The 25091-nt window shown below is 67.9% G+C and carries 20 protein-coding genes; 14 read left to right on the top strand and 6 right to left on the bottom strand.

Annotated features, from left to right (window positions below; translation table 11 throughout):
* Positions 1–220 precede the first annotated feature (220 nt).
* From AUCHE_RS07500 to AUCHE_RS07485, 4 genes are all read left to right on the top strand, one after another.
* Positions 221–1531, top strand: a complete 1311-nt coding sequence (locus tag AUCHE_RS07500) for an inorganic phosphate transporter (protein WP_006502680.1) — start codon at positions 221–223, stop codon at positions 1529–1531.
* A gap of 15 nt (positions 1532–1546) precedes the next feature.
* Entirely contained in the window at positions 1547–1837 is a 291-nt protein-coding gene (locus tag AUCHE_RS07495) for a hypothetical protein (RefSeq protein ID WP_006502679.1), read from the top strand.
* Positions 1838–1992: 155 nt separating this feature from the next.
* Positions 1993–2421: a DUF3349 domain-containing protein gene (locus tag AUCHE_RS16165; RefSeq protein ID WP_006502678.1), complete on the top strand. Its 429-nt coding sequence runs from the start codon at positions 1993–1995 to the stop codon at positions 2419–2421.
* A gap of 188 nt (positions 2422–2609) precedes the next feature.
* Positions 2610–2894 (top strand): DUF3349 domain-containing protein, encoded by a 285-nt coding sequence (locus AUCHE_RS07485; protein WP_006502677.1) that lies wholly within the window; start codon positions 2610–2612, stop codon positions 2892–2894.
* Positions 2895–3029: 135 nt separating this feature from the next.
* On the opposite strand, the gene groL is transcribed toward AUCHE_RS07485, so the two are convergent.
* Positions 3030–4658 (bottom strand): chaperonin GroEL, encoded by a 1629-nt coding sequence (groL, locus tag AUCHE_RS07480; protein WP_006502676.1) that lies wholly within the window; start codon positions 4656–4658, stop codon positions 3030–3032.
* A gap of 444 nt (positions 4659–5102) precedes the next feature.
* On the opposite strand from groL, the gene AUCHE_RS07475 reads away from it, so the two are divergent.
* Entirely contained in the window at positions 5103–7394 is a 2292-nt protein-coding gene (locus AUCHE_RS07475; protein ID WP_006502675.1) for an NADPH-dependent 2,4-dienoyl-CoA reductase, read from the top strand.
* Between the two features lie 26 nt (positions 7395–7420).
* Here AUCHE_RS07475 and AUCHE_RS07470 read toward each other — a convergent pair whose 3' ends face one another.
* The 3 genes from AUCHE_RS07470 to AUCHE_RS07460 all read right to left on the bottom strand — a co-directional run bounded on the left by AUCHE_RS07470 (position 7421) and on the right by AUCHE_RS07460 (position 11269).
* The gene (locus tag AUCHE_RS07470; RefSeq protein WP_006502674.1) at positions 7421–7711 is read right to left on the bottom strand and encodes a DUF3263 domain-containing protein; all 291 of its coding nucleotides are present in this window, start codon (positions 7709–7711) and stop codon (positions 7421–7423) included.
* A 174-nt stretch (positions 7712–7885) separates the two neighbouring features.
* Entirely contained in the window at positions 7886–10441 is a 2556-nt protein-coding gene (locus AUCHE_RS07465) for an ABC transporter permease (RefSeq protein ID WP_006502673.1), read from the bottom strand.
* Positions 10442–10444: 3 nt separating this feature from the next.
* A complete protein-coding gene (locus AUCHE_RS07460) occupies positions 10445–11269 on the bottom strand; it encodes an ABC transporter ATP-binding protein (protein ID WP_006502672.1) in 825 nt (274 codons plus the stop codon).
* 301 nt (positions 11270–11570) lie between these two features.
* On the opposite strand from AUCHE_RS07460, the gene AUCHE_RS07455 reads away from it, so the two are divergent.
* Positions 11571–12260, top strand: coding sequence for a uracil-DNA glycosylase (locus tag AUCHE_RS07455; RefSeq protein ID WP_006502671.1), 690 nt, complete (start codon positions 11571–11573; stop codon positions 12258–12260).
* The gene (locus tag AUCHE_RS07450) at positions 12257–13087 is read left to right on the top strand and encodes an SGNH/GDSL hydrolase family protein (RefSeq protein WP_006502670.1); all 831 of its coding nucleotides are present in this window, start codon (positions 12257–12259) and stop codon (positions 13085–13087) included. Before AUCHE_RS07455 ends, AUCHE_RS07450 begins: the two co-directional genes overlap by 4 nt.
* Positions 13088–13099: 12 nt before the next feature.
* On the opposite strand, the gene AUCHE_RS07445 is transcribed toward AUCHE_RS07450, so the two are convergent.
* Complete coding sequence (locus AUCHE_RS07445) at positions 13100–14155, bottom strand: threonine aldolase family protein (protein WP_006502669.1); 1056 nt, start codon at positions 14153–14155, stop codon at positions 13100–13102.
* Between the two features lie 110 nt (positions 14156–14265).
* On the opposite strand from AUCHE_RS07445, the gene AUCHE_RS07440 reads away from it, so the two are divergent.
* Entirely contained in the window at positions 14266–14793 is a 528-nt protein-coding gene (locus AUCHE_RS07440) for a hypothetical protein (RefSeq protein ID WP_006502668.1), read from the top strand.
* 232 nt (positions 14794–15025) lie between these two features.
* Positions 15026–16372 carry an L-lactate MFS transporter gene (locus AUCHE_RS07435; protein ID WP_006502667.1) on the top strand — a complete coding sequence of 449 codons (1347 nt, stop codon included), beginning with the start codon at positions 15026–15028 and terminating at the stop codon, positions 16370–16372.
* 74 nt (positions 16373–16446) lie between these two features.
* Here AUCHE_RS07435 and selD read toward each other — a convergent pair whose 3' ends face one another.
* Positions 16447–17457 carry a selenide, water dikinase SelD gene (selD, locus tag AUCHE_RS07430; RefSeq protein ID WP_407639821.1) on the bottom strand — a complete coding sequence of 337 codons (1011 nt, stop codon included), beginning with the start codon at positions 17455–17457 and terminating at the stop codon, positions 16447–16449.
* A gap of 338 nt (positions 17458–17795) precedes the next feature.
* Here selD and AUCHE_RS16935 point away from each other — a divergent pair, with 338 nt between their 5' ends.
* The 5 genes from AUCHE_RS16935 to AUCHE_RS07410 all read left to right on the top strand — a co-directional run bounded on the left by AUCHE_RS16935 (position 17796) and on the right by AUCHE_RS07410 (position 25063).
* A complete protein-coding gene (locus tag AUCHE_RS16935; RefSeq protein WP_162137229.1) occupies positions 17796–17978 on the top strand; it encodes a hypothetical protein in 183 nt (60 codons plus the stop codon).
* On the top strand, positions 17975–19885 hold the full coding sequence (mutA, locus tag AUCHE_RS07425; protein ID WP_006502664.1) for a methylmalonyl-CoA mutase small subunit: 1911 nt from the start codon (positions 17975–17977) through the stop codon (positions 19883–19885). Before AUCHE_RS16935 ends, mutA begins: the two co-directional genes overlap by 4 nt.
* Positions 19885–22128, top strand: a complete 2244-nt coding sequence (scpA, locus tag AUCHE_RS07420) for a methylmalonyl-CoA mutase (RefSeq protein WP_006502663.1) — start codon at positions 19885–19887, stop codon at positions 22126–22128. The genes mutA and scpA overlap by 1 nt, the downstream gene beginning before the upstream one ends.
* The gene (gene meaB, locus AUCHE_RS07415) at positions 22121–23161 is read left to right on the top strand and encodes a methylmalonyl Co-A mutase-associated GTPase MeaB (RefSeq protein ID WP_006502662.1); all 1041 of its coding nucleotides are present in this window, start codon (positions 22121–22123) and stop codon (positions 23159–23161) included. The genes scpA and meaB overlap by 8 nt, the downstream gene beginning before the upstream one ends.
* Before the next feature lie 204 nt (positions 23162–23365).
* A complete protein-coding gene (locus AUCHE_RS07410; protein WP_006502661.1) occupies positions 23366–25063 on the top strand; it encodes a phytoene desaturase family protein in 1698 nt (565 codons plus the stop codon).
* Positions 25064–25091: the final 28 nt, after the last annotated feature.

The raw sequence follows: 25091 nt of genomic DNA, 5'->3' as shown, positions 1-25091 counted from the left end.
TTTCCCTTCCTCCTGGATCGTTCTTCCTCCGCCGCCTTGCCGCGATGTGGAAGAACGATCCAACAGGCTCTGTGAATGCCGTTCACCCAGGTCTTGCGCGAACGTCTAAGACGAATTTTTGCTGAACAGTTTGGACAAACGCCCTGGTCACACGTTCTGTCCAGGTTAACGCGCGGAAGCCGGTTCACCGGAGGGTCACTTCTGGCCCCACAATTGCGGTGTGGACGTAGCTCTTCTGCTCGTGGCCCTCGTAGTCATTACGGCCCTGGCCTTCGATTTCACCAACGGCTTCCATGACACCGGCAACGCGATGGCCACCTCCATCGCCACCGGTGCCCTCAAGCCGAAGACGGCGGTGGCCCTCTCGGCCATCCTCAACCTCATCGGTGCTTTCCTGTCGGTCGAGGTTGCCCTGACCGTGACCAATGCCGTGATCAACATCCAGGACAAGTCCGGCGCACCCAAGGCCGAATTCCTGGCGAATCACGGCGAAGCGTTACTCCTCATCGTGCTGTGCGGGCTCGTCGGCGGCATCGTCTGGAACCTGCTGACCTGGCTCCTGGGCCTTCCCTCCAGCTCCTCCCACGCGCTCTTCGGCGGCCTGATCGGCTCCACCGTCGCCGGGATCGGCTGGGGCGGTGTCAACTGGTCCGGCGACGGAACGAAGCTGGACGGTGTCTTCGGCAAGGTCATCATGCCGGCGCTGGTCTCCCCGGTCGTGGCCGGTCTGGTCGCCGCCCTGGGCACCTGGCTGATCTTCCGGATCACCCGAGGAGTCGCCGAACGTTACAAGGAGACCGGATTCCGTTGGGGACAGATCGGCACCGCATCCCTGGTCTCCCTGGCCCACGGCACCAACGACGCCCAGAAGACGATGGGGGTGATCACCCTGGCCCTGATCGCCCACGGCTCATGGACCGACACCCACAACATCCCGCTATGGGTCAAGGTCACCTGCGCGGTCGCCATCGCTCTGGGCACCTACCTGGGGGGATGGCGGATCATCCGCACCCTCGGCAAAGGCCTGGTGGAGATCTCCTCCCCGCAAGGCATGGCAGCTGAATCTGCTTCGGCTGCGGTCATCCTCACCTCCAGCCACCTGGGTTTCGCACTTTCGACCACCCACGTGGCCACCGGATCCATCCTGGGCACCGGCCTGGGCAAGCCCGGCGCCGAAGTGCGCTGGGGGGTCGCCGGTCGCATGGTCGCTGCCTGGCTGATCACGCTCCCCTGCGCAGGAATCGTCGGGGCGGTCACCTGGTACATCGGCAATGCCTTCGGCGGTTACGCCGGCCCGCTCATCGTCTTCGCGATCCTGGTGGCTCTCTCCGGATACATGTGGTTGCGTTCCCGCCAGGCGCCCATCGACCACAACAATGTCAACGACGACTGGGATGGCACCGCCACCGAAGCCGCGGAGAACGCAACCTTCGCGCCCTCCACCCAGGAGGAGCGCCCCTCGTCGATGGTCCCCGCGGGACACCTGCACATCACCCCGGCATCGTCTCGTCAATCAGACTCACAGGTCTAAGGACAGCCCACCACCATGTTCGGTCTCCTGATCAGCGCCGCGTCCAAGGTGCTCTTCGTCTCTCTGATCATCGGCGCCGGCCTGCCCGCGCTCTTCGCCCTGGGCGTGAAAAGCCTCGCCCACGGAACCGGCCCGGACGGGACCGCAATCGCACCGAACCCGGCAGGCAAGGTCGTGGCTGCCGCGATCTTCTCCCTCGTGCTCTTCACCATCGGGATCGGCATCGCGATCGTCGTCGCCTCCGGGCTGGGCCAGAGCGTCAGCTTCGAGCACATCTACCCGACCTTCGTCCCCAAACACAAGTAAGAGGTCGGACGTCCCCGGGAGCCGTCCACCCCGACGGACCGTGCCAGGTGCATCCATCACACGGAGAGGATTCCTCCCCCTTCGATACGATGCCTTGATCACTTGATCCCGGAGGACCCCGGGCAGGGCCACATGTCACATCGCGAAGGGCACCGATGAGTTTCACGTTTCGTGCGATCCTCGACTGGCTACGTGCCGGTTACCCCCACGGCGTTCCCCGTGAGGACTACATCGCCCTGCTTGGTGTCCTGCAACGGCATCTGACCGAACAGGAGATCGTCGAAGTCGTCGATCATCTCCAAAGGCACCGCGGTCTCGATCCGATCTCTCCGGCCCAGATCCGTGAAGCCATCGAAGACCTCCTCAAGGGTCACGCCACCGAGGAGGACATCCGTCGAGTCACCGCCAAATTGGCCACCGCCGGCTGGCCCGAGAGCCACGCCGCCCCCCGAACGACCGCAGCTCCCGGCCCACAGGTCGCCGAGGAGCACGAGGCAGCCACCCCAGTACAGCCGCAGACCGAACAGATCGACCCGACTCCGACAGCGCCTTATCTGCCGACACCGGAACGTCGTACTGCCTGAGCCCCGACTTTTCGGAGAAGAAGCCCTGTACCGTAGCCATCTCGGGTAAGCCTCTTCCCAGGAGGGGGTCGACGTCGGGGAGAGCTCCACGGACACCGTCCGGGAGCCTGCCCGCCGGCACACACAACACCATCACCAGAGTCACGCCGCACCATGGTCACCGATATGGCCGATGAGGGGAGGGGACAGTGAGCGCACTGGACCGATTCATCAGCTGGGTGCGCGCCGGTTATCCCAACGGCGTCCCTGACCAGGACTATGTCCCGTTGATGGCGCTCCTGCGTCGCCGACTCACCGATGAAGAGGTCGAGGATCTCGGGCACGAGCTGGTTCGGAACGGTGTCATCCCGGCCGACCGGATCGATGTCGGCGCCGGCATCATGAAACGAACCGATCAGGTGCCCAGTCCCGACGAGATGGTCCGAGTCGGGCAACGTCTCCGCAGCGGCGGCTGGCCGGTCGACCCCCTCTGACGCCGGAGACACTCCCCCGGTCGCCCATCGCCGCATCCGGGGAAAACCCTGCCACCGCAACGCCGAGGGGCGGCTGTCCTGACCGGACAGCCGCCCCTCGTTCGTTCACAACGGTCGAGCATCGGACCTCGTGGGTCAGAAGCCCATGCCGCCCATCTCGTCGCCACCGGGCATCGCAGGAGCAGCAGCCTTCTCGGGCTTGTCCGCGATGACGGCCTCGGTGGTGAGGAAGAGAGCCGCGATGGAGGCAGCATTCTGCAGAGCCGAACGGGTCACCTTGGCCGGGTCGATGATGCCGGCCTCGATGAGGTCGACGTAGTCACCGGAAGCAGCGTTCAGGCCGTGCCCGGCGGGGAGGTTGCGCACCTTCTCCGCCACGACGCCACCCTCGAGACCGGCGTTGATCGCGATCTGCTTCAGCGGAGCCTCGATGGCAACCTTGACGATGTTCGCACCAGTGGCCTCGTCGCCCTCCAGCGCGAGCTTGCCGAAGGCCGCGTCGCCCGCCTGGATGAGCGCCACGCCACCACCGGCGATGATGCCTTCCTCGACGGCAGCCTTCGCGTTGCGGACGGCGTCCTCGATGCGGTGCTTACGTTCCTTCAGCTCGACCTCGGTCGCAGCGCCGGCCTTGATCACAGCCACGCCACCGGCCAGTTTGGCCAGACGCTCCTGCAGCTTCTCACGGTCGTAGTCGCTGTCGGAACGCTCGATCTCGACGCGGATCTGGTTGACCCGGCCGGCGATCTGGTCGGCGTCGCCGCCACCTTCGACGATGGTCGTCTCGTCCTTGGTGACGACGACCTTGCGGGCGGTACCCAGCATGTCGAGCTCGGTGGACTCCAGCTTGAGGCCGACCTCCTCGGAGATGACCTGGCCGCCGGTGAGGATGGCGATGTCACCGAGCATGGCCTTGCGGCGGTCACCGAAGCCGGGGGCCTTAACGGCGCAGACCGAGATGTTGCGACGCAGGTGGTTCAGCACCAGGGTCGCCAGGGCCTCGCCCTCGACGTCCTCGGCGATGATCAGCAGCGGCTTTCCGGCCTGCTTGGTCTTGTCCAGCACCGGGATCAGGTCCTTGATGGAGCCGATCTTGGAGTTGGCGATGAGGACGTACGGGTCTTCCATCACCGCTTCCATACGCTCGGGGTCGGTGACGAAGTAACCCGAGATGTAGCCCTTGTCGAAGCGCATACCCTCGGTGAGCTCCAGCTCGAGGCCGAAGGTGTTCGACTCCTCGACGGTGATGACGCCTTCCTTGCCGACCTTGTCCATGGCCTCGGCGATCATCTCGCCGATCTGGGTGTCGGCGGCGGAGATCGACGCGGTCGCAGCGATCTGTTCCTTGGTCTCGACGTCCTTGGCCATGCCGAGCAGTTCGTCGGAGACAGCCTGGGTGGCCTTCTCGATGCCACGCTTGAGCGCCATCGGGTTGGCACCTGCGGCCACATTGCGCAGCCCCTCGCGCACGAGCGCCTGGGCGAGCACGGTGGCGGTCGTCGTGCCGTCACCGGCGACGTCGTCCGTCTTCTTGGCGACCTCCTTGACCAGCTCGGCGCCGATCTTCTCGTAGGGGTCGTCGAGCTCGATCTCCTTGGCGATGGAGACACCGTCGTTCGTGATGGTGGGTGCGCCCCACTTCTTCTCGAGGACGACGTTACGGCCCTTGGGTCCCAGGGTGACCTTCACGGCGTCTGCGAGCTGGTTCATGCCGCGCTCGAGGCCGCGACGGGCCTCCTCGTCGAAGGCGATGATCTTGGCCATTGTCGGTGGTTTCCTCCCACGCGAACGGAATCTGGCGACCGGGCACGGCGCCCGCGACGGACGGTCCGGGAGGCCGACGCGCCGTTCGCGCCGCCCGACCCCGGGCCTCACCGGCACCGGTCAGGACTGTGGTGTTCTCACGTCTCGGGCCCGGATCCTTTATCACTCGGACACCGAGAGTGCTAAGTCCATGATTAGCACTCGACCAGGGTGAGTGCAAATGGCCAGGCCTGCTGACGGCGCGCCCGAGAACGAGATCCGCCATCCGGACCCCACCTTGAATCCGCTTCTGCGCCTGAAGAGCCCAGGAAGAAGCCAGCGGGATGCGGCCGAACCACCCACCCGAGGAACCGGCGTGGCCCAGTTCACGCCGTGGTAACGGGCCTGCAGCACCCCCCGGTGTTAGCGTCCACGCGAACCCCGCTTCGCCCAGGAGGGACGCCGATGACGCCGTACCCGCATCTCCTCGCCCCACTCGACCTCGGATTCACCACCCTGCGCAACCGGGTGGTGATGGGCTCCATGCACACCGGACTCGAGGACTCCCCCGCGACCTTCGACGACCTCGCCGAGCTCTACGCCGAACGCGCTAGCGGCGGCGTCGGACTGATCGTCACCGGAGGTTTCTCACCCACGCCCGAAGGCGCCCTCTATCCCGGCTCCGGAGCCGTGTACGCACCCCGACACATCGCCCGGCACCGCATCGTCACCGATGCTGTCCACGCCCACGACGCCAAGATCCTCCTCCAAGTGCTCCACGCCGGTCGATACGGCCATCACCCCCTGATCGTCTCCGCCTCCCGGATCAAAGCACCCATCTCCGCCTTCACCCCCCTCGCGCTGACCGAATCCGGCATCCGACGCCAGATCTCAGGATTCGCCGCCGCCGCAGAATGTGCACGCGACGCCGGATACGACGGCATCGAGATCATGGGCAGCGAGGGCTACCTGCTGAACCAGTTCCTCGCCGGACGCACCAACCGACGCCAGGACAACTGGGGAGGCGACCCGCGCCGACGTCGCCGCCTGATCGAAGAGGTCGTCGCAGCAGCCCGGAAAGCTTCCGGACCGGACTTCATCATCCAGTACCGGCTCTCCATGATCGACCTGGTCGAAGACGGGCAGAGCTGGGAAGAGGTCGTCGAGACCGCCCAAGCCGTGGAAGCCGCCGGAGCCACCCTCATCAACACCGGCATCGGCTGGCACGAGGCCCGCGTGCCCACCATCGTGACCTCCGTGCCCCGGGCAGCCTTCACCGAAGTCACCGCCGACCTTCGCACCCAGGTCACCATCCCGGTCATCGCCTCGAACCGCATCAACGACCCCGATGTCGCCGAACGGATCCTGGCCACCGGCCAAGCCGACCTCATCTCCATGGCCAGGCCCTTCCTGGCCGACCCGCACTGGGTCGCCAAGGCCGCCGGCGGCCGACCCCAGGAGATCAACACCTGCATCGCCTGCAACCAGGCCTGCCTCGACCACACCTTCGTCGGCAAACCGGTCTCCTGCCTGGTGAACCCCAGAGCAGGACACGAACGAAGCCTGCAGATCCTGCCGACCACGCACCCCAGAAGAATCGCCGTCGTCGGCGCAGGCGTGGCCGGACTCGCCGCAGCCACCACACTCGCCGAACGCGGCCACCAGGTCGACCTCTACGAAGCATCCGAACGGATCGGAGGCCAGTTCGAACTCGCCGCGAATATCCCCGGAAAGGAGGAATTCACCGAGACCATCCGCTATTTCACCCAGCGCATCGAGAAGACCGGGGTACAGCTGAAGCTGAACACCCGAGCCGGAGCGGACCTGCTCATCGACTCCGGATACGACGACATCGTCCTGGCCACCGGAGTGGCCCCGCGGATCCCGGAGATCCCCGGCATCCACCGGATCGACGTCATCACCTACGCCCAGCTGCTCTCCGGCCAACGCACCGCCGGACGCCGGGTCGCCGTCCTGGGCGCCGGCGGCATCGGAGTCGACGTCAGCGAATATCTCACCCACCGGGATTCGCCGGCCTTGGATGTCACCGCCTGGCGACGCGAATGGGGGGTCGGTGACCATCGCACCACCCCAGGAGGGCTACAGCACCCCCAACCCTCGTCCAGCCCACGCGAGGTCTACCTCCTGCAGCGCAAGACCAGCCGGATCGGCCAGGGACTGGGCAAGACCACCGGCTGGGTCCACCGGGCCTCCCTCCGCGCCAAGGAGGTCACCCTGATCACCGGAGTCACCTACGAACGGATCGACGACCAAGGCCTGCACATCACCGTGCCCGCACCCCGCCCCGCCGACGAAGAGCAGAACGGTCTCCACCGCCTGTGGTCCAGCGCCGCAGCGACGATGACCGACGCCGGATCGGCCGTACGACCGGCCCTGGCCGCCGCAGGTCAGCTGGGCGGGCTGGCCCTGGCACGCCTCCCCCGAGGCCCTCGCGCCTACGCCGAGACCGGCGTGACCCGGTTGGCCTCTCTCGGCGACGACCTGTCCGGACGGATCGAGAGCACCCGCGCCCGATGGGGACTCACCGGGGCCACCCCGCAAGCCCCCCGACAGGCGCGGACACTCGACGTGGACACGGTCGTGATCTGCACCGGGCAGGAGTCGGTCCGTGACCTGATGGGTCCGCTCACCGAAGCGGGGATGACGGTCCATGTGATCGGCGGAGCCGATATCGCCGCCGAACTGGACGCGAAGCGGGCCATCGACCAAGCCGTGCGTCTCGCCGCGGAACTGTGATCCGCGGGCCGTCCCTCAGCGCTCGATCAGGCCTGCGCGCCCAGACGCCTGGCGGTGCGTTGCCGCTGACGCGAAGCACGCAACCTCCGGAGCCTCTTCACCAACATGGGGTCATGAGCCAGGGCCTTCGGCGTGTCGATCAGGGCGTTCAAGGTCTGGTAGTACCGCGTGGCACTCATGTCGAAAGTCTCCCGGATGGCCTGCTCCTTCGAACCGGCGTACTTCCACCACTGCCGCTCGAAGGCCAGGAGTTCCGTCTCCTGCTCGGTCAGCGTCTCCACGCCCGGCTCGTCCAGCTCACGGGACACGATCTCCATCAAGGGCTCCTCCCCAGCGACCACCGATCCGACCTCACTCTGCCAGGAAAGAACAGTGATGTCATTCGCCTCCTCGGGATGTCCACGGCGACATGACAACCGATCGACGGCTGCCGGTGGGGGCCGTCCGTGGACGGCCCCCACCGGCAGCCGGATCGAACAGGGTCGCGTCTGTCAGTCCGAGGCGATCGCCTTCAGGACATCCAATTTGTTCGCCCGCATCGCCGGCCACAGCCCCGCCAAGATACCGACGACCAGCGCGACCACGAGGGATATCCCGATCTGCGCCCAGGGGAGCACCAGCTGACCGAGGCCCTGGCTCGCCAACGCCCGCTGGATCCCGAAACCGAAGGCCAACCCCAGTCCGATCCCCAGCATCGAACCGAGCAGGGCGATCGTGATCGACTCCAAGGTGATCATCGTGCGGATCTGGCCCTTGTTCACGCCCACCGCCCGCAACAAACCGATCTCCCTGGTGCGTTCGATGATCGACAGGCCCAGAGTGTTCACGATGCCGAAGACGGCGATGACGATGGCCAGCCCGAGCAAGGCGTAGAGCAGATAGAGCAGCTGATCGATACTTGCCGTCTGCGCCTTCGCGTACTCGCCCTGGTCGGAGAGGGTCACCATCGGGATGTCGGCGACGACCTTCTCGAGATCCGCACGGACCTTCGCCTTGTCGGCACCATCAGCCACATCGACCGTGAGCAGACTGTCCTGCAGCGGCAGACCCGCAGCCTTCATCGTGTCGCGCGTGAGGAGTCTGTTCCCGATGCCCGTGTTCTTCTCCGTGACGAAGAGGCCGGCCAACGTGACCGGGATGTCGCGTCCGTTGAGGTTGACGGTGACCCGGTTCCCGACCTTGGCACCCAAGGTCTTGGCCTCGTCCTCGTGCAGGAGGACGGCCTGCCCACGGAAGTCCGAAAGATTCCCCTGCACCATCGTCTGCTTGATGATCTTGTCGAACGACGAAGGATCGATGGCACCGAAATAGGACCGCTCGCCCTCCCATTTCCCCGGGGCATGGGCGACACGATGCACCGCGGAAACGCCGGACACCCTCTCCATGCCGTCGCCGACGGCACCCGTGAACGGCATCTGGGTCACGCTCCGGGTCACGAAGTCCCCGCGTAGCGCCTTCACGACGGCGTCGTGCGTGCTGGCCTTCATCGACGCGCCCAGCGTGCCCAGAGACGTGACGAGCGCGAGACCGATCATCAGGGCCGAAGCGGTGACCGCCGTGCGACGCGGGTTACGAGCCGAGTTGACCTCGGCGAGACGGCCCACGGCACCGTAGACGGCCTTGTTGAGCCGACCGATCAGCCAGATCGCCGGCGCTCCCAGGATCGGACTCAGCGCGGCGACGCCGAAGAAGGTCAGCAGCGCACCCCCGCCCAGGATCTGCACCCGGTTGTCGAGACTGCCCTTGAAGAGCCCGACCAGGAAGAGCGTCACCCCCACAGCCAGCACGATGCCCCCGCCGACAGCCCGCCAACCCAGACCGGTCTTGCCCGTCATCATGTCACCGCTCATCGCCGCCACCGGCGGAACCCGCCCCGCGCGGACGGCCGGGGCCATCGCCGCGACCAAGGTCACGAGGATCCCCACGGAGAAGGTCGCGATGAGCGTAGGCACCGTCAGATGCATACCGGCACCGGCCAGGTCGAGGCCCACCGTGCCGAAGAGCTGGGAGATGCCGAACGCCAGGGCGAAACCGAGGAGCAGGCCGCCGAGAGAGCCGATGACGCCCATGACGACGGCCTCGAAGAAGACACTCAAGGTGATCTGCGCCCGGCTGGCGCCCATGGCGCGCATGAGCGCCATCTCCCGACCGCGCTGGGCCACCAGGATCGAGAAGGTGTTGAAGATCAGGAACGAGCCCACCAGCAACGCGATGCTGGCGAAGATGAGCAGGAAGTTCTTCATGAAGCCCATCTGCTGGGCCATCAACTCGTTCATCTTGTCCGAGACCTCTTTACCGGACTTCGCCTCGAAGCCGTCCGGCATGATCCCGGACATCCGATCGGCCACCTGCTTGGCGTCCGTCCCGGGGGTCGTCGTCACCCAGACGCCGTGATAGGCATCGGCGCCGTCGAGATAGATCTTCTGCGCGAAGGGAGTGTCGAAGATGGCGTACGTCGCGCCTCCGGTCGACCCCTTGGCCCCGTAGATGCCGGTGCCGACGACGGTGGGCTCGATCGTGCCGAGCTTGCCCGAGGTGATGATCTTGACCTTGTCACCGAGGGCGTAACCGCCCTTCTGCAGCGACTGCGGGTCGATCATGACCTCGCCCTCGCCCTTGGGCGCGCGGCCGGACTTCACGATCAGACCCGGCTGCCCACCCATGGCCGGGGCATCGACGAAATTGAAGCCCATGCTGGGCGCACCCATCGTCATGGGCTTGCCCTTCTTGTCCAGCACGTAGGTGCTCATGGGGTCGGTGATATTCCCGTAGGCCGACTGCACACCCTCGACCCGGCGGACCTTCTCGACATCCGCGGCCGTCAGAGAGCGGTTGATCCCGCCCATAGCGGCAGTATCGTCCATGCCCTTCGGCTGTACGTTCACGTCGGCGACAGCACCGCTGATGACGCCTTTGAAGGCGCTGTCCAGCATGTCGGTGAAGATATAGGAGCCGGCGACGAACGCTGTGCCGAGCACGATCGCCACCGTGGACAGCATCAACGACAGCTTCCGAGCCCACAGGCTCTTCCACGAGGCCCTCAGCATCGTTCAGGCCTCCGAACGGTCGCCGAGCACCGACGCCGCAGCCCGGCGGTCCAACGAGGTCATCGTCTCCAGGACCTTCTCCGGAGTCGGTCGACGCAACTCGGAGACGATCCGACCGTCGGCCAGGAAGACCACCCGATCGGTGTACCCCGCGGCCGTCGGGTCGTGGGTGACCATCACCAAGGTCTGCCGGTAACTGTCCACGCTGTGCCGCAGGAAGGCCAGCACCTCCGCGCCGGAACGGGAGTCGAGATTACCGGTCGGTTCGTCCGCGAAGACGATGTCCGGGCGGGAGACCAGGGCCCGGGCGCAGGCCACCCGCTGCTGCTGCCCGCCGGAGAGCTCCGAGGGCTTGTGCGCGAGCCGATCGGCCAAACCTGTCGTCTCGATGACCGTCTCGTACCAGCTCCGGTCCGGTTTCCGTCCCGCGATCGACATCGGCAACAGAATGTTCTCCTTCGCCGTCAATGTCGGAATCAGGTTGAACGACTGGAAGACGAAACCGATGTTGTCCCGCCGCAAGGCGGTGAGCTTCTTGTCACTCAACTTCGACAAGGAGGTCCCGCCGATGGTGACCTCACCCTGGGTGACATAGTCCAGACCCGCCATGCAATGCATCAGGGTCGACTTCCCCGACCCCGAAGGACCCATGATCGCCGTGAACTCCCCTGCGCGAATGTCCAGATCAACCCGGTCCAGCGCCACGACCTGCGCAGAACCCATGCCGTAGACCTTGACCAGTTGTCGTGCCGTCGCCGCGACATCTCCGGTTCCGGACTCCTCCGGGTTCGTGTCCTCCGGCCGGGGCCTCTCGCGGAATAGCGTCATCGATTCCCTCTGCTCTCGGTCATGTTCACGAAAGTCGCCGATCGACCGTGCTCGTCTCGGTGCGGTTCGATCTGCCGACAACCCACTAACCAGCTTAAGAAGAAAGTCCGTTTTTGCACCCCCCGGGCGACGCCGAAACCCGGATATTCATCTCGACAACACCCTTGTCTCCCCTCGCCGGAAAATCACCGACGGACCCGCACATCTACGGCACCACCCCGCTCCCATCACCCCGACGGCACCGAACCGGCCCGGACGACCGGAAGTCCACCGCTCGTAAAGGACTCGCTAAGGTGAGGCCGTGTCCGCACCACGCCCCCTCGCCGAGCTCATCCACCCCACCTGGGCCGAAGCCCTCGAACCCGTCGCCGACCGGATCAGCGCCATGGGAACCTTCCTCCGGGAAGAAGTCGCCGCCGGACGCGGCTATCTGCCCGCCGGGGAAAACGTCCTCCGAGCCTTCTCCCGACCTCTCCCCGACGTCCGCGTCCTCATCGTCGGCCAGGACCCCTACCCCACCCCCGGCCACGCCGTCGGGCTCTCCTTCAGCGTCGCCCCCGACGTCCGCCCCGTCCCCAAGAGCCTGATCAACATCTTCCAGGAGATGACCACCGACCTCGGTGTCCCGCGACCCACCTGCGGAGACCTCACCCCCTGGGCCGACCGCGGCGTCATGCTGCTCAACAGGGTGCTCACCGTGCGCCCCGGCGCCGCCGCCAGCCATCGCGGCAAAGGATGGGAGGCCGTCACCGACCGGGCGATCACCGTCCTCGCCGAACGGGCCGCCGCAGGACAACCCCTCGTCGCGATCCTGTGGGGACGGGACGCCCGCTCCCTGGCCCCCGCACTCAGCGGCGTCCCGCTCGTCGAATCGGTCCACCCCTCACCGTTGTCGGCCCACTCCGGTTTCTTCGGATCACGCCCCTTCACCCGGGCCAACGAGCTTCTCGTCCACGCCGGCGCCGACCCGATCGACTGGAGCCTGCCATGACCCTGGCCCGCATGAAACCCCCGGAACACCCCTGGCGTCGCTATGTCGCCATCGGCGACTCCTACACCGAAGGCATGTGCGACCCCGACCCCGACAACCCCGGCGAATACCTCGGTTGGGCCGACCGACTCGCCGCGATGCTCGCCCAGGTGGCCCGACGGGAAGGAGCCGAACTCGGCTATGCCAACCTGGCCGTCCGCGGACGCCTCCTGGCCGACATCACCGACCGGCAGCTCCCCGCAGCCCTCGACCTGCGCCCCGACCTGATCTCCATCGTCGGCGGCGGCAACGACATCCTCCGGCCCCGGGCCGACATGGACGATCTCGCCGCCCGCCTCGAAAAAGCCGCCGCCCAGGCCCGCGCCACCGGAGCCGACGTCCTGCTCGCCACCCCCACCGACCCTGCCGGCGCGCCCCTCCTCAGACACGTCCGCGGACGCCATGCCATCCACACCGCGAACATCTGGACCATCGCCCGACGACACGGATGCCATGTCATCGACCAATGGGGCATGGACGCGCTCAAGGACTGGCGGATGTGGGCCGAAGACCGCATCCACATGACCGACGAAGGACATCGACGCGTAGCACTCAACGCCTTCACCGCGCTCGGTTACTCCGCCGAGGACACCTCCTGGGATGCTCCGCTGCCCCCGGCGCCCCCGATCGGCATGACCGAACGCCTCCGCGCCGAACGCGACTGGGTGAACCTGCACCTACGCCCCTGGGTGCACCGCCGCCTCACCGGACGCAGCTCCGGCGACCACCGCACCGCCAAACGTGCCGAACTGCTCCGATACCGGACCGACGACAGACGCGCCGACTGAACCCGCCCCGGCTCAGGAGGACATCACCTCACGGGCCGCCGCCACGAAACCGTCGACATCCTCGACGGACGTGTCGAAGGAGCACATCCACCGCACCTCACCGATCGACTCGTCCCAGTCGTAGAAGGCATAACGCTCCCGCAGTCGATCCGCAGCCTCGCCGGGCATGACCGCGAACACCGCATTGACCTGAGGATCCTGAGTGACCCTGATCCCCGGGATCTCCCGCACCTGCTCCGCCAAGCGGGCCGCCATCGCATTGGCATGGGCCGCCGACTCCCGCCACAGGTCGCCCTCGTACAAGGCCACGAGCTGAGCCGAGATGAAACGCATCTTGCTGGCCAGCTGCGTGGTGAGCTTACGGACGTACAGCGGGCCGTGCACCACCTCCGGAGAGAGGACGACCACCGCCTCCGCGCCCATCAGCCCGTTCTTGGTGCCGCCCAGGCTGAGCAGGTCGACCCCGATGTCGGTGGTCAACGCGCGCAAGGGCACCCCCAGCGCCGCGGCGGCATTGGACAGCCTGCTGCCGTCCAGGTGCACCACCATCCCGTGCTCCTTCGCCCGGCCCACCACCGCCGCCAACTCCTCGACCGTGTACACCGTGCCCGACTCGGTGGCCTGGGTGAGCGAGAGCAGCCGAGGCTGAGCCGCGTGCTCGAACCCGAAATTGCGCGCCTTGGTGTCGAGCAGTTCCGGAGTGACCTTCCCGTCACCGGTCGGGACCGGCACCAGTTTCAACCCGCCGACCTTCTCCGGAGCGCCGCACTCGTCGTTGTTGATGTGCGCGACATCCGCACAGACCACCGCATCCCACGGACGAGCCGCCAACATCAAGGCGACGACATTCGCACCGGTGCCGTTGAACACCGGGTAGGTCTCGGCACGATCCCCGAAATGGCCCTTCATCACTTCGGTCAACCGGTCCGTGTACGGATCCGCGCCATAACTGGTCACATGGCCGCCGTTGGCCAGGGACAGGGCCTCCATCACCTCCGGATGGACCCCGGAGTAGTTGTCGGAGGCGAAAGACACCTTGCGCGGGTCGTGCAGCAGATCGGAAGTCATCTCCTCACCCTAGATCCGAGCCCTCAGATCGCTTGACGCACCTCGGGTTCGGCCTGCCCGCCAGCGGGATAGTGTGGACTTCCCCTTCGAGCCCACCCCAGGGAGCCCACATGTCCCAGATCCCCGTCCTGCCGGCCCAGCCGGCCGCAGAGAACCGCCGCGCAGGCTACACCCTCGAAAAGCTGAACTGTTCACCGAACACGGTGAGGATCAGCGCAGCCGTCGGCAGCGGCCTCGTCGTCTTCCTCTGGGAAGCCATGCCCGAATGGATCCCCTCCCGCACCGTCCGTATCGCGGCCAAGACCACCCTGGTCGTCGGCGCCACCGCGGCCTCGGTGCTCCTGGGCGACCTCGAGATGCAGCAGGAGAAAGACCTCGAAGAAGGCCTCGAGCAGGAAGAGGACCCCCGGGAGGCCATCCCCCAGAAGCTCTCCGAGATCGCCGAACCCACCCAGTGGTTCCTCGTCGCCGGAGGCGTGCTGCTGATGGTGGCCAGCAGCGTCGGCGGACGCAAGGTCAGCAATGCGATCACCCGACGGCTGTCCGACCGCGGTTTCTCCCACCCCCGGACGGTCCTCGCCGCCGGATCAGGGGTCCTCGCCGCGCTCACCACGTACGCGGACTCCCGCAAGTCCTGACCCCGGGCCACCCGGGCAACACCTCGATCTCCCCACGACGTGGGGTCGGACCACCGGCTCCGACCCCACGTCGTGCCTTGTCCCCGACCACAGATGAGACAAATGGCCCTGCCGTCGAAAAGGGCGCTCACCTGGTTAGGTATCGTCGAATCCGGCCCCGGGGCGACACCCACCGGGGAGGGCCTTCGGCCCGCACCACAGACTCGAGGTAGCACCGCAGGAAAGGCCGGTCATGACGAACAGCTCCTCCCCCGCCTTCTCTGGCCCACAGGAGGACGGCCCGAGAAGATCCCTGCAGATACCGGTCAACCGGTGGCTCATCCTGATCGGCGGGGTGATGGTCCAACTGGCCATCGGCGCCGTCTACGCCTGGAGCACCTTCAGCAAGGCCTTCCAGTCCCCCGAATCACGCATGCAGTTGACTCCCCTCGAAGCGTCGATCCCCTTCGAGACGTGTATCGCGATGATCTTCGTGGGCTCCTTCATCGGCGGGCGTGTGCAGGATCGACACGGGCCGCGCCCGGTAGCGCTGGTCGGAGTCCTGCTGTACTCCCTCGGCAACATGATCAGCTCCTTCGCCCAGGAACCCGGCCAACTGTGGTTGCTGATCGTCTCCTACGGCCTGCTCGGCGGCTTCGGTCTCGGACTCGCCTACATCGTGCCCATCGCCCTGCTGCAGAAATGGTTCCCCGACCGCGCCGGGATCATCACCGGCATCGCCGTCGGCGGCTTCGGTTTCGGCGCGATGATCGCCTCGCCGGTGGCCCAGGCCCTCATCCAGCTCGACCGGGCCAACCCGGCCAAACCCTTCCTGATCCTGGGCATCTTCTACCTGGTCATCGGCCTGGTCGGCGCCATGGTCTTCGTCAACCCCCCGCAAGGCTGGCTGCCCGCCGGGATGGCCGCACAACGCGCGAAGAAACCCGCAGCAGCGGTCGGCACCCGCGACTTCACCCAGAAGGAAGCCCTGGCCACCCCCCAGTGGTACCTGATGACGCTCATCCTCACCCTGTGCGTCACCGCCGGGATCTCCCTGGTCTCCGTGGCCGCCGACTCGGCAGCGTCCATCGCCCAGTACGACGCCGCCAGCGCTGCCGGACTCGTCGGCATCATGGGGCTGTTCAACGGGGCAGGCCGCATCCTCTGGGCCGCTGCCTCGGACAAGATCGGCAAGATGCCGACCTTCGCCGCCATCCTCGGCATCCAAGGGGTCTGCCTGATCCTGCTGCCCCGCGTCGGCGCCTCCCCCGCCGTGTTCGCCATGCTCGCGGCGATCATCTACACCTGCTACGGCGGCAGCTTCGGCGCGCTCCCCTCCACCGCGGGCAAATTCTTCGGTGTGAGCAATGCCGGTGGCATCTACGGGCTGATGTTGATCGGATGGTCGATCGGCGGGGTCAGCGGGCCCTTGCTGACCTCCGCGCTGCTGGGCAGCGGCGGAGAGAAGAACTACCTGCTGGCCTACACCGTCATCGGAGCCATCGCCCTGGTCGGATCGCTGATCCCGATGGTCACCAAGCCCCCGAAGCCCAAGACCGTCGACGCCGAAGCCCAAGCCCAGGAACCGGCCCCCGCCTGACACGCCGGGGCACGACCGACACGCCGGGGCGGGCAGCACTCTCGCTGCCCGCCCCGGCCCGTGCCCCTCTCCGGTCAGTGGCGCACCCGCACCGTCGCTCCCCCGTCCGAAGGAACCACCTGCCCGATCACCGGGCAGCCCGGGAGCTCACCGACCACCAGAAGACCCCCTGACGTCTGAGCGTCGGCCAGGACCAACAGATCCTCCTCGTCGACACCAGGACCCACCTCCAGGTGAGCTCGTACCCAGTCCAGATTGCGTCGGGACCCGCCCGGGACGAAACCGTCACGGAAGGCCTGCCGGGCCCCCGCCAACACCGGCACCGCCGAGGCTTCGACCACCGCGGCCGTCCCCGAGGCCCGCATCATCTTGAACAGGTGACCGAGCAGCCCGAAACCGGTGACATCGGTGCAGGCCCGCACCCCGGCCGCCAGAGCGGCCTCGGAGGAGGAGGCGTTCAAGGTCGTCATCGACTCCACCGCCTGAGGGAAGTGCTCCCCGGTGGCCTTGTGCCGGTTGTTCAACAGCCCCACCCCGACCGGTTTGGTCAGGCTCAGCGGCAGCCCCGGCCGGGCCGCGTCATTGCGCAGCAGCCTCGACGGATCGGCCACGCCGGTGACCGCCATCCCGTACAGCGGCTCAGGCGCCGAGATCGAATGACCCCCGGCCACCGGGCAGACCGCCTGCCTCGCGACGTCCAGGCCACCCCGCAGCACCTCGCGCAGCAGCTCGTCGGGCAGGACGTCCACCGGCCAACCGACCAGGTTGATCGCCGCGATCGGACGACCGCCCATCGCGTAGACATCGGAGAGGGCGTTCGCCGCCGCGATCCGCCCCCAGTCGTACGGATCGTCGACCATCGGGGTGAAGAAGTCCGCCGTCGACAGGATCGCTTGGCTCTCACCACCGCTCCCGGTCGACAGGCGCACCGCGCACGCATCGTCGCCGTCGTCGAGCCCGACGATCAGATCCGGATGCGCCACCCCCTGCAGGTCGGCCACCAAGGCTTCCAACTGCCCTGCGGGAAGCTTGCACGCGCATCCGCCGCCAGAGGCATATCTCGTCAATCGAACAGCAGTGTCCACGCGGCCGAGCGTAGCCATCGGCAGGCGCCCCACCGGTGCGGATCGTCCCGAACCGGGCGAAGGACCCCAGGACACGGAGCACATTCCACCTCGAACCGGGACTGAAGGCCGTATTGGCGCACCCTGTCGACGGATACAGTGGAAACGCTGGTTCTCCCAGCCCCGGTTGGGAGGCGTAAGAGGTGCCCGGTCCCCGGACGCCGCCAGTGCGCCGCACGACGTGGCGCGCCCGTGTTCATCGCCTTCATAGGCAGGTACCGTCGGAATGTCCCGGCCACAGCGCCGAAACGAACCGATGGCGCCCACCACGGAGGCACGATTCGGGGAGGACCCGCTTCGTGATGCCCGTTCCCAACTGGACCACCGGAGTGTTGCCGCGCTCCGGATGGCACGACATGGGCGCTCCTGCCTGCGTCGACGACCATGTGCACCCTCTCAACGATTCAAGGACGGCCATGCCCGACAACCGCACTGCGGAGGCGCTGTCCTGTGCTCCCTCCGGAAAGGAGGCCCGCCCATGACCTCCGTCGACGAGACATTCCTCCCCCTCGCGGACGGATTCGACACGCTCAGCCACGACCAGTGGCAGGGCCTGGTCGCCAAGGTCCTCAACCGCGGACGCCCCGAGGACAAACGCCTCGACGGTGCCACGGCAGAGGCCCGGCTGCACACCACCACCGTGGACGGCATCGGCATCCCCTGCCTCTACGAAGCCGGAGACGAACCCTCCGCGCTCGGTCACCCCGGGGTGATGCCCTTCACCCGCGGTAGCGGATACCGGCCCGCCGACGTGCCCTGGGGCGTACGCTCCCTGCACGACGACCCCGACGCCGCCGTCACCCGCAAAGCCGTCATGACCGACCTCGAACGCGGCGCGACCTCCCTGTGGTTCGAGATCGGTGAGCACGCCGTACACGCCGAAGACCTGGGCAGCGTCCTCGAGGACGTCCTGCTCGACCTGGCGCCCGTCTGCGTGACCAGCGCCACCGACCAGGAAGCCGCCGCGCAGGCGCTCCGCGACGTCTGGCGCCAGCGTGGCCTGGTCACCCGCCAGGCCCGCGGCAACCTCGGGCTGGACCCGCTCGGCGCGGCCGCCCGCACCGGGGAAGAACCCCGGACGGAGCCCATGGTCGCCGCCGTCCGCGACTGCCTCACCGACTACCCGCAGGTGCGGGCCATCTCGGTGGACATGCGCCCCTACCACGACGCCGGGGCCGGGGACGTCGACGAGATCGCCTTCGCCGTCGCCACCGGGGTCGACTACCTGCGCATCCTCGCCGAAGCCGGCATCAGCCCGGCCGAGGCCTTCTCCCAGATCGAGTTCCGACTCAACGCGACCGCCGACGAATTCCTCACCATCGCCAAGATGCGCGCGATGCGCCGGGCCTGGGCCCGGGTGGGCGAGGAATGCGGCGTCCCGGAGAAGGAACGCGGCGCGCGCCTGCACGTGGTCACCTCGTGGCGGATGATGAGCCGGGACGACCCGTACGTCAACATGCTGCGCACCACGATGGCCTGCTTCGGTGCCGCCGTGGGCGCCGCCGAAGCCATCACCGTGCTGCCCTTCGACACCGTGGCCGGGTTGCCCGACGAGTTCAGCCGGCGCATCGCCCGCAACACCCAGGTGTTGCTCGCCGAGGAGAGCAATGTCGGCCGGGTGCTCGACCCTGCCGGGGGCAGCTGGTACGTCGAGCAGCTCACCGAGGAGATGAGTCAGAAGGCGTGGGCTGCCTTCCAGGAGGTCGAAGCCGCCGGTGGGATGACCCGTGCGCTGGCCGACCTGCTGGTGCGTGAACGCATCGGGGCGACCGTCGCCGAACGCGCCAAGCGGCTCGCGAAGCGTCAGCTTCCGCTCACCGGGGTCAGCATGTTCCCCCAGGTGGCGGAGAAGCCGGTGGTCCGTCGTCCCCGCGCGGCCGTCCCCACCCCGTCCGGTGGCCTCGAGGCGCACCGCGATTCGGAGATCTTCGAGGCGTTGCGCGACCGTTCGCTGGCTCACGAGCAGGCGACGGGGTCGGCGCCGCCGGTCTTCCTGGCCTGTCTGGGAGCCCGCCGTGACTTCGGCGCCCGGGAGACCTTCACCAGTGCACTGCTCGCCGTGGGCGGCCTGGCCACCCCGCGGAGCGAGGGCGGCACTCCCGAGGAGATCGCCGCACAGGCCAAGGAGATCGGCGCCCGCGTGGCGGTGCTCTGTTCCTCGGCCGACCGTTACGCCGAACAAGGTGTCGCCGTGGCCGAGGCCCTGCGCGCTGCCGGGGTCGACAAGATCTACATCGCCGGACGCCCCGCCGAGCTCGGTGACGGTGCCGACGCCGTCGACGACTCGATCTTCGCCGGTATGGATGTGGTGACTGCGCTGTCGTCGATCCTCGACCTCATCGGAGCGCCGGCCACCGTCTCCGCCGATGCGACCCGGAAGGACCGCTGATGAGCACCATCCCCCGTTTCGACGGCATCGACCTGGGCGCAGGTCGTCCCGCCGAGGACTCGGCCGAACGCTGGCAGTCGCTGGTGTCCTCCAATGCGTCGTACAGCACGGGCTGGCAGACGCCGGAGCACATCCTGGTGCCGCCGCTGTACACCGAGGCCGACACCGCCCAGTTGGACTTCCTGCACACGGTGCCGGGAGCCCCGCCCTTCCTGCGCGGACCGTATGCCACCATGTACGCCAACCAGCCGTGGACGATCCGCCAGTACGCCGGGTTCTCCACCGCGGAGGAGTCCAACGCCTTCTACCGGCGTAACCTCGCCGCGGGGCAGAAGGGCCTGTCGGTCGCCTTCGACCTGGCGACCCACCGTGGTTACGACTCGGACCACCCGCGCGTCGAGGGCGACGTGGGTATGGCCGGTGTCGCGATCGACTCGATCTACGACATGCGCACCCTGTTCGACGGGATCCCGTTGGACAAGATGAGTGTGTCGATGACGATGAACGGCGCGGTGCTGCCGGTGCTGGCGCTCTACGTCATCGCCGCGGAGGAGCAGGGGGTCACGCCGGCGCAGCTGTCCGGGACCATCCAGAACGACATCCTCAAAGAGTTCATGGTCCGCAATACGTACATCTACCCGCCGGCGCCGTCGATGCGGATCATCTCCGACATCTTCGCGTTCACGTCGCAGAACATGCCGCGGTTCAACTCGATCTCCATCTCCGGCTATCACATGCAGGAAGCGGGGGCGACGGCCGACCTGGAGTTGGCGTACACCCTCGCCGACGGTGTCGAGTACATCCGGGCGGGCCGCGCCGTCGGCCTGGACGTCGACGCCTTCGCGCCGCGGTTGTCCTTCTTCTGGGCGATCGGGATGAACTTCTTCATGGAGGTCGCCAAGATGCGCGCGGCCCGGCTCCTGTGGGCCAGGCTGGTGCGTCAGTTCGACCCGAAGAACGACAAGTCGATGTCGCTGCGTACCCACAGCCAGACCTCCGGGTGGTCCCTGACCGCGCAGGACGTCTTCAACAATGTGGTGCGTACCTGCATCGAGGCGATGGCGGCGACCCAGGGGCACACCCAGTCGTTGCACACCAACGCCCTCGACGAGGCCATCGCCCTGCCGACCGACTTCTCCGCCCGGATCGCCCGGAACACCCAGCTGTTCATCCAGCAGGAGTCCGGCACCTGCCGGGTCATCGACCCGTGGGGTGGCAGCGCCTACGTGGAGAAGCTGACCTACGACCTGGCCCGGCGCGCCTGGGCCCACATCGAGGAGGTCGAGGCGGCCGGCGGTATGGCCAAGGCCATCGAAGCCGGTATCCCGAAGCTGCGGATCGAGGAGGCTGCGGCCCGCACCCAGGCACGGATCGACGCGGGCCGTCAGCCGGTCATCGGCGTGAACAAGTACCTGGTCGAGGGCGAGGAGCCCATCGAGGTCCTCAAGGTCGACAATGCGTCGGTGCGGGCGAGCCAGATCGAGAAGTTGCGTCGTCTGCGTGAGGAACGTGACGAGGACGAGACGCGCGCCGCATTGGAGAAGCTGGCCAATGCCGCTGCGGACAGCAGTGGTTCGGCCGGCGGCGGGGCCAATCTGCTCGCCCTGACCATCGACGCTGCCCGGGCCAAGGCCACGGTCGGTGAGATGTCCTCCGCCCTGGAGAAGCAGTTCGGGCGGTACACCGCGCAGATCCGCACCATCAGCGGCGTCTACCGGAAGGAGGCGGGTGGAGTGGAATCCGTCGCCCGCGCACAGGAACTCGTCGCCGCCTTCGAGAAGGCCGAAGGGCGTCGCCCGCGTATCCTCGTCGCCAAGATGGGACAGGACGGCCACGACCGAGGCCAGAAGGTGATCTCCACCGCCTTCGCCGACCTCGGCTTCGACGTCGACGTGGGCCCGCTCTTCCAGACCCCCGCCGAAGTCGCCCGGCAGGCGCTGGAGGCCGACGTCCACGTCGTGGGTGTCTCCTCCCTGGCCGCCGGACACCTCACGCTCGTGCCTGCGCTGCGACGTGAACTGGACTCCGCGGGTCTGGACGACATGATGATCGTGGTCGGCGGGGTCATCCCCTCGCAGGACTTCGACGAACTCCGCGCAGCCGGCGCCGACGACATCTACCCGCCCGGAACGGTGATCACCGAAGCCGCGGCAGGTCTGCTGGAGAAGCTGCTCACGCGGCTCGGCGCCGACATCCCCGCCCGAACCGCTGCAGCTGCGCAGGGTGAGGAGACGCATGGCTGAGCCGTACGACGCCGTACGGGCCGCTGAACGGGTCAGGTCGGGGCGTCGGTTGGACGTGGCGAGGGCCATCACCCTCGTCGAGTCCTCCCGCCCCGACCACCGGGCACAGGCCCGGGAACTTCTCCGCGAACTCACCCCGCACACCGGTGCGGCGATGCGGGTGGGCATCTCGGGTGTGCCAGGAGCCGGCAAGTCGACCTTCATCGACGCCCTGGGCACCCGTCTCATCGAAGCAGGACACCGGGTCGCCGTCGTCGCCGTCGACCCCAGCAGCTCCCGCACCGGCGGCAGCATCCTGGGCGACCGGACCAGGATGGCCCAACTGTCCGCCAGCGACGACGCCTTCGTCCGTCCGTCCCCCTCGGGCGGGCACCTGGGCGGGGTCGCCCGCGCGACCAGGGAGTCCATGGTCGTCCTCGAAGCCGCCGGATACGACGTCGTCCTCGTGGAGACCGTCGGGGTCGGCCAGTCCGAGGTGGCCGTCGCCGAGATGGTCGACACCTTCCTCATGCTGGCCCTGGCCCGCAGCGGCGACCAGTTGCAAGGCATCAAACGCGGCATCCTCGAACGGGTCGACGTCATCGCGGTCAACAAGGCCGACGGTGACAACGAACGCGAAGCCCGGGTGTGCGCCCGGGAGCTGCGTGGAGCGATGCGGCTCATGGCCGGCGATACGGCGTCCGCACCGGAGGTACTGACCTGCAGTGCCCGGACGGGTGCCGGGCTGGACGACGTGTGGTCCGCGGTGACGGCCCACCGCGACCGGCTCGACCAGGAAGGGTCCTTGCAGGAGCGGCGGGCTGCGCAGCAACGGTCCTGGCTGTGGGCTCTCACCGAGACCGAGGCGCTGGACAGTCTGCACCACTCCCCGCAGGTGCTCGCCGTCCGGGACGACATCGAACATCGGGTGATGACCGGCCAACTGGCCGCGCCCGAAGGCAGCCGAGCCCTCCTGGAGGCCTATGTCGCCGGTCTGCTCGCCGCACAGGACCGACCGGCAACCGGCGGTTCCGCGACGGACACCGTGCGCTGAACCCCGGAGGCCTCGTCGAGCGGCCTCCGATGTCAGGGTCCGCCCCCGCCCAGGGGGCGGACCCTGACGCATCCAGGGCGACGCCACTGCCCGGACCGGACCCGGACAGGTTGTTCCCGGCCCCGGTTCGGGCCAGGCTGGTGGCATGCCCCGGGACGAACCGTCCCGAGGCCCCGGCCCGACCGAGTCCACAGCGAGGCATCCGTGTCCACACATCTGCCGACCGACAACCGGCACGTACACGCCGAGACCGGGCGCACACCGATCCGACGAGACCGCGGAGCGGACCAGACCGTCGACGCCGTCGTCATCGGAGCAGGCCACCACGGCCTGGTCACCGCGGCCACCCTGGCTGATGCCGGCTGGGAGGTCCTCGTCCTGGAGGAACGTCCCACCGTCGGCGGGGCGGTGAGCTCCGTCGTCCGCGACGGATGGACCGTCGACGAGTTCAGCGCCTGCCACCCCCTCGCGCTGGCCTCCCCGGTCCTGCGCCATCTGGAACTGGAGAGATACGGGTTGCAGTGGGCGCGGGCACACACCCAGGTCGCACATCTGGCCCGCCCGCAGGAGCAGGATGCCCCGGCCGTCCAACGGCAGGCCACCGACACCGCGGATCTGCTCGCCCGGGACGACCCCCGCGACGCCCGGACCTGGCTCCGGCTGGCCGAACAGTACGACGCGGTGAAGGAACCCTTCCTGGAGGCGCTGCTCACCGTCTGGCCGCCGGTGAAGGCGACCAGACGGTTGGTGTCCGCCGTCGGCGCCCGCCACATGCCGGATTTCGTCCGTTTCATGATGTTGCCGAGTTCCCGCATGGGTGAGGAGCTCTTCCACGGGCGGGCGGCGCGGGATCTCCTGGCCGGCAATGCGATGCACGCCGACGTCCCGCCGACCGCGCCGGTCAGCGGGGTCTTCGGATGGCTGATGACCATGCTCGCCCAGGACGTCGGTTTCCCCTCGCCGGTGGGAGGCACCGGTGAGCTCGCCCGGGCCTTGGCCAGCCGTGCCCGGACCGCCGGGGCGCGGGTGGAGTTGGACTCCCGGGTCACCCGGGTCGTCGTCCGCGGTGCCCGTGTCCACGGCGTGGAGGTGGCGGACGGTCGCCGGATCGCCGCACGCCGCGCCGTGATCGCCGACACCAGCGCGCAGGCCCTGTACGGCCGGTTGCTCGACCCGGAGGCGGTGCCCCCGGGGGTGCGCACCCGGTTGGCGAACTTCCTGTGGGACCTACCGACGGTGAAACTCAACTACCGCTTGTCGGGGCCGGTGCCGTGGACCGCTCGGGAGGCGCGGGGGGCGGGGGTGGTGCATGTCGGGCTCGACGCCCCCGGGATGATCCGGTGGAGTTCGCAATTGGAGACCGGCGCCCTCCCCGAGGAGCCTTTCGCCCTGGTCGGCCAGATGACCAGCATCGATCCTTCTCGTTCACCCGTCGGGACGGAGACGCTCTGGCTGTACACCCACCTTCCCCGGGGGGTGACCGAGGAAGCCGCCGTCCGCCGGGTCGTGCAGGCGAGTGAGCAGATGATGGACCGGTTCGCACCCGACTGGCGTGACCTGATCGTCGAACGCTGGGAGCAGACCCCCGCCGACCTGGAGAGGGCGGATGCGAACCTGGGCGGGGGGGCCGTCGGCGGGGGGACACAGCAGCTCTTCCAGCAGGCCATCTGGCGTCCGTTCACCGGGGCCGGTGGCCCGCGGACCCATGTCGGCGGGCTCTACCTGGGCAGCGCAGCCGTGCACCCCGGGGGTGGGGTGCACGGGGCCTGTGGATACCTGGCGGCCCGGGCGGCCTTGGCCGATGCCGGTTTCCGGGGCCGTCACCTGGAGGGTCTGCGGCTGGGCGCCCTGCACCGTTGGTATGCCGAGCCGGCGCCGGTGTGGGCCGGTCGGAGGGGCTGAGCCGGGGTCGGGTCCTCCGGTCGCAGGC

Source organism: Austwickia chelonae NBRC 105200 (assembly GCF_000298175.1).
Classification (GTDB): domain Bacteria; phylum Actinomycetota; class Actinomycetes; order Actinomycetales; family Dermatophilaceae; genus Austwickia; species Austwickia chelonae.
Note: the sequence above shows the minus strand (reverse complement) of the source record. Positions and strands in the feature narration are given on the sequence as shown.

Excerpts from the sequence above, each read along its gene's own strand:
- mutA (WP_006502664.1), top strand. The coding sequence starts at position 17,975 with ATGACCTCCGTCGACGAGACATTCCTCCCCCTCGCGGACGGATTCGAC.
- AUCHE_RS07495 (WP_006502679.1), top strand. The coding sequence starts at position 1,547 with ATGTTCGGTCTCCTGATCAGCGCCGCGTCCAAGGTGCTCTTCGTCTCT.
- AUCHE_RS07460 (WP_006502672.1), bottom strand. The coding sequence starts at position 11,269 with ATGACGCTATTCCGCGAGAGGCCCCGGCCGGAGGACACGAACCCGGAG.
- AUCHE_RS07435 (WP_006502667.1), top strand. The coding sequence starts at position 15,026 with ATGACGAACAGCTCCTCCCCCGCCTTCTCTGGCCCACAGGAGGACGGC.
- AUCHE_RS07470 (WP_006502674.1), bottom strand. The coding sequence starts at position 7,711 with ATGGAGATCGTGTCCCGTGAGCTGGACGAGCCGGGCGTGGAGACGCTG.
- AUCHE_RS07450 (WP_006502670.1), top strand. The coding sequence starts at position 12,257 with ATGACCCTGGCCCGCATGAAACCCCCGGAACACCCCTGGCGTCGCTAT.
- meaB (WP_006502662.1), top strand. The coding sequence starts at position 22,121 with ATGGCTGAGCCGTACGACGCCGTACGGGCCGCTGAACGGGTCAGGTCG.
- AUCHE_RS07440 (WP_006502668.1), top strand. The coding sequence starts at position 14,266 with ATGTCCCAGATCCCCGTCCTGCCGGCCCAGCCGGCCGCAGAGAACCGC.
- AUCHE_RS16165 (WP_006502678.1), top strand. The coding sequence starts at position 1,993 with ATGAGTTTCACGTTTCGTGCGATCCTCGACTGGCTACGTGCCGGTTAC.
- groL (WP_006502676.1), bottom strand. The coding sequence starts at position 4,658 with ATGGCCAAGATCATCGCCTTCGACGAGGAGGCCCGTCGCGGCCTCGAG.
- scpA (WP_006502663.1), top strand. The coding sequence starts at position 19,885 with ATGAGCACCATCCCCCGTTTCGACGGCATCGACCTGGGCGCAGGTCGT.
- AUCHE_RS07465 (WP_006502673.1), bottom strand. The coding sequence starts at position 10,441 with ATGCTGAGGGCCTCGTGGAAGAGCCTGTGGGCTCGGAAGCTGTCGTTG.
- AUCHE_RS07475 (WP_006502675.1), top strand. The coding sequence starts at position 5,103 with ATGACGCCGTACCCGCATCTCCTCGCCCCACTCGACCTCGGATTCACC.
- AUCHE_RS07445 (WP_006502669.1), bottom strand. The coding sequence starts at position 14,155 with ATGACTTCCGATCTGCTGCACGACCCGCGCAAGGTGTCTTTCGCCTCC.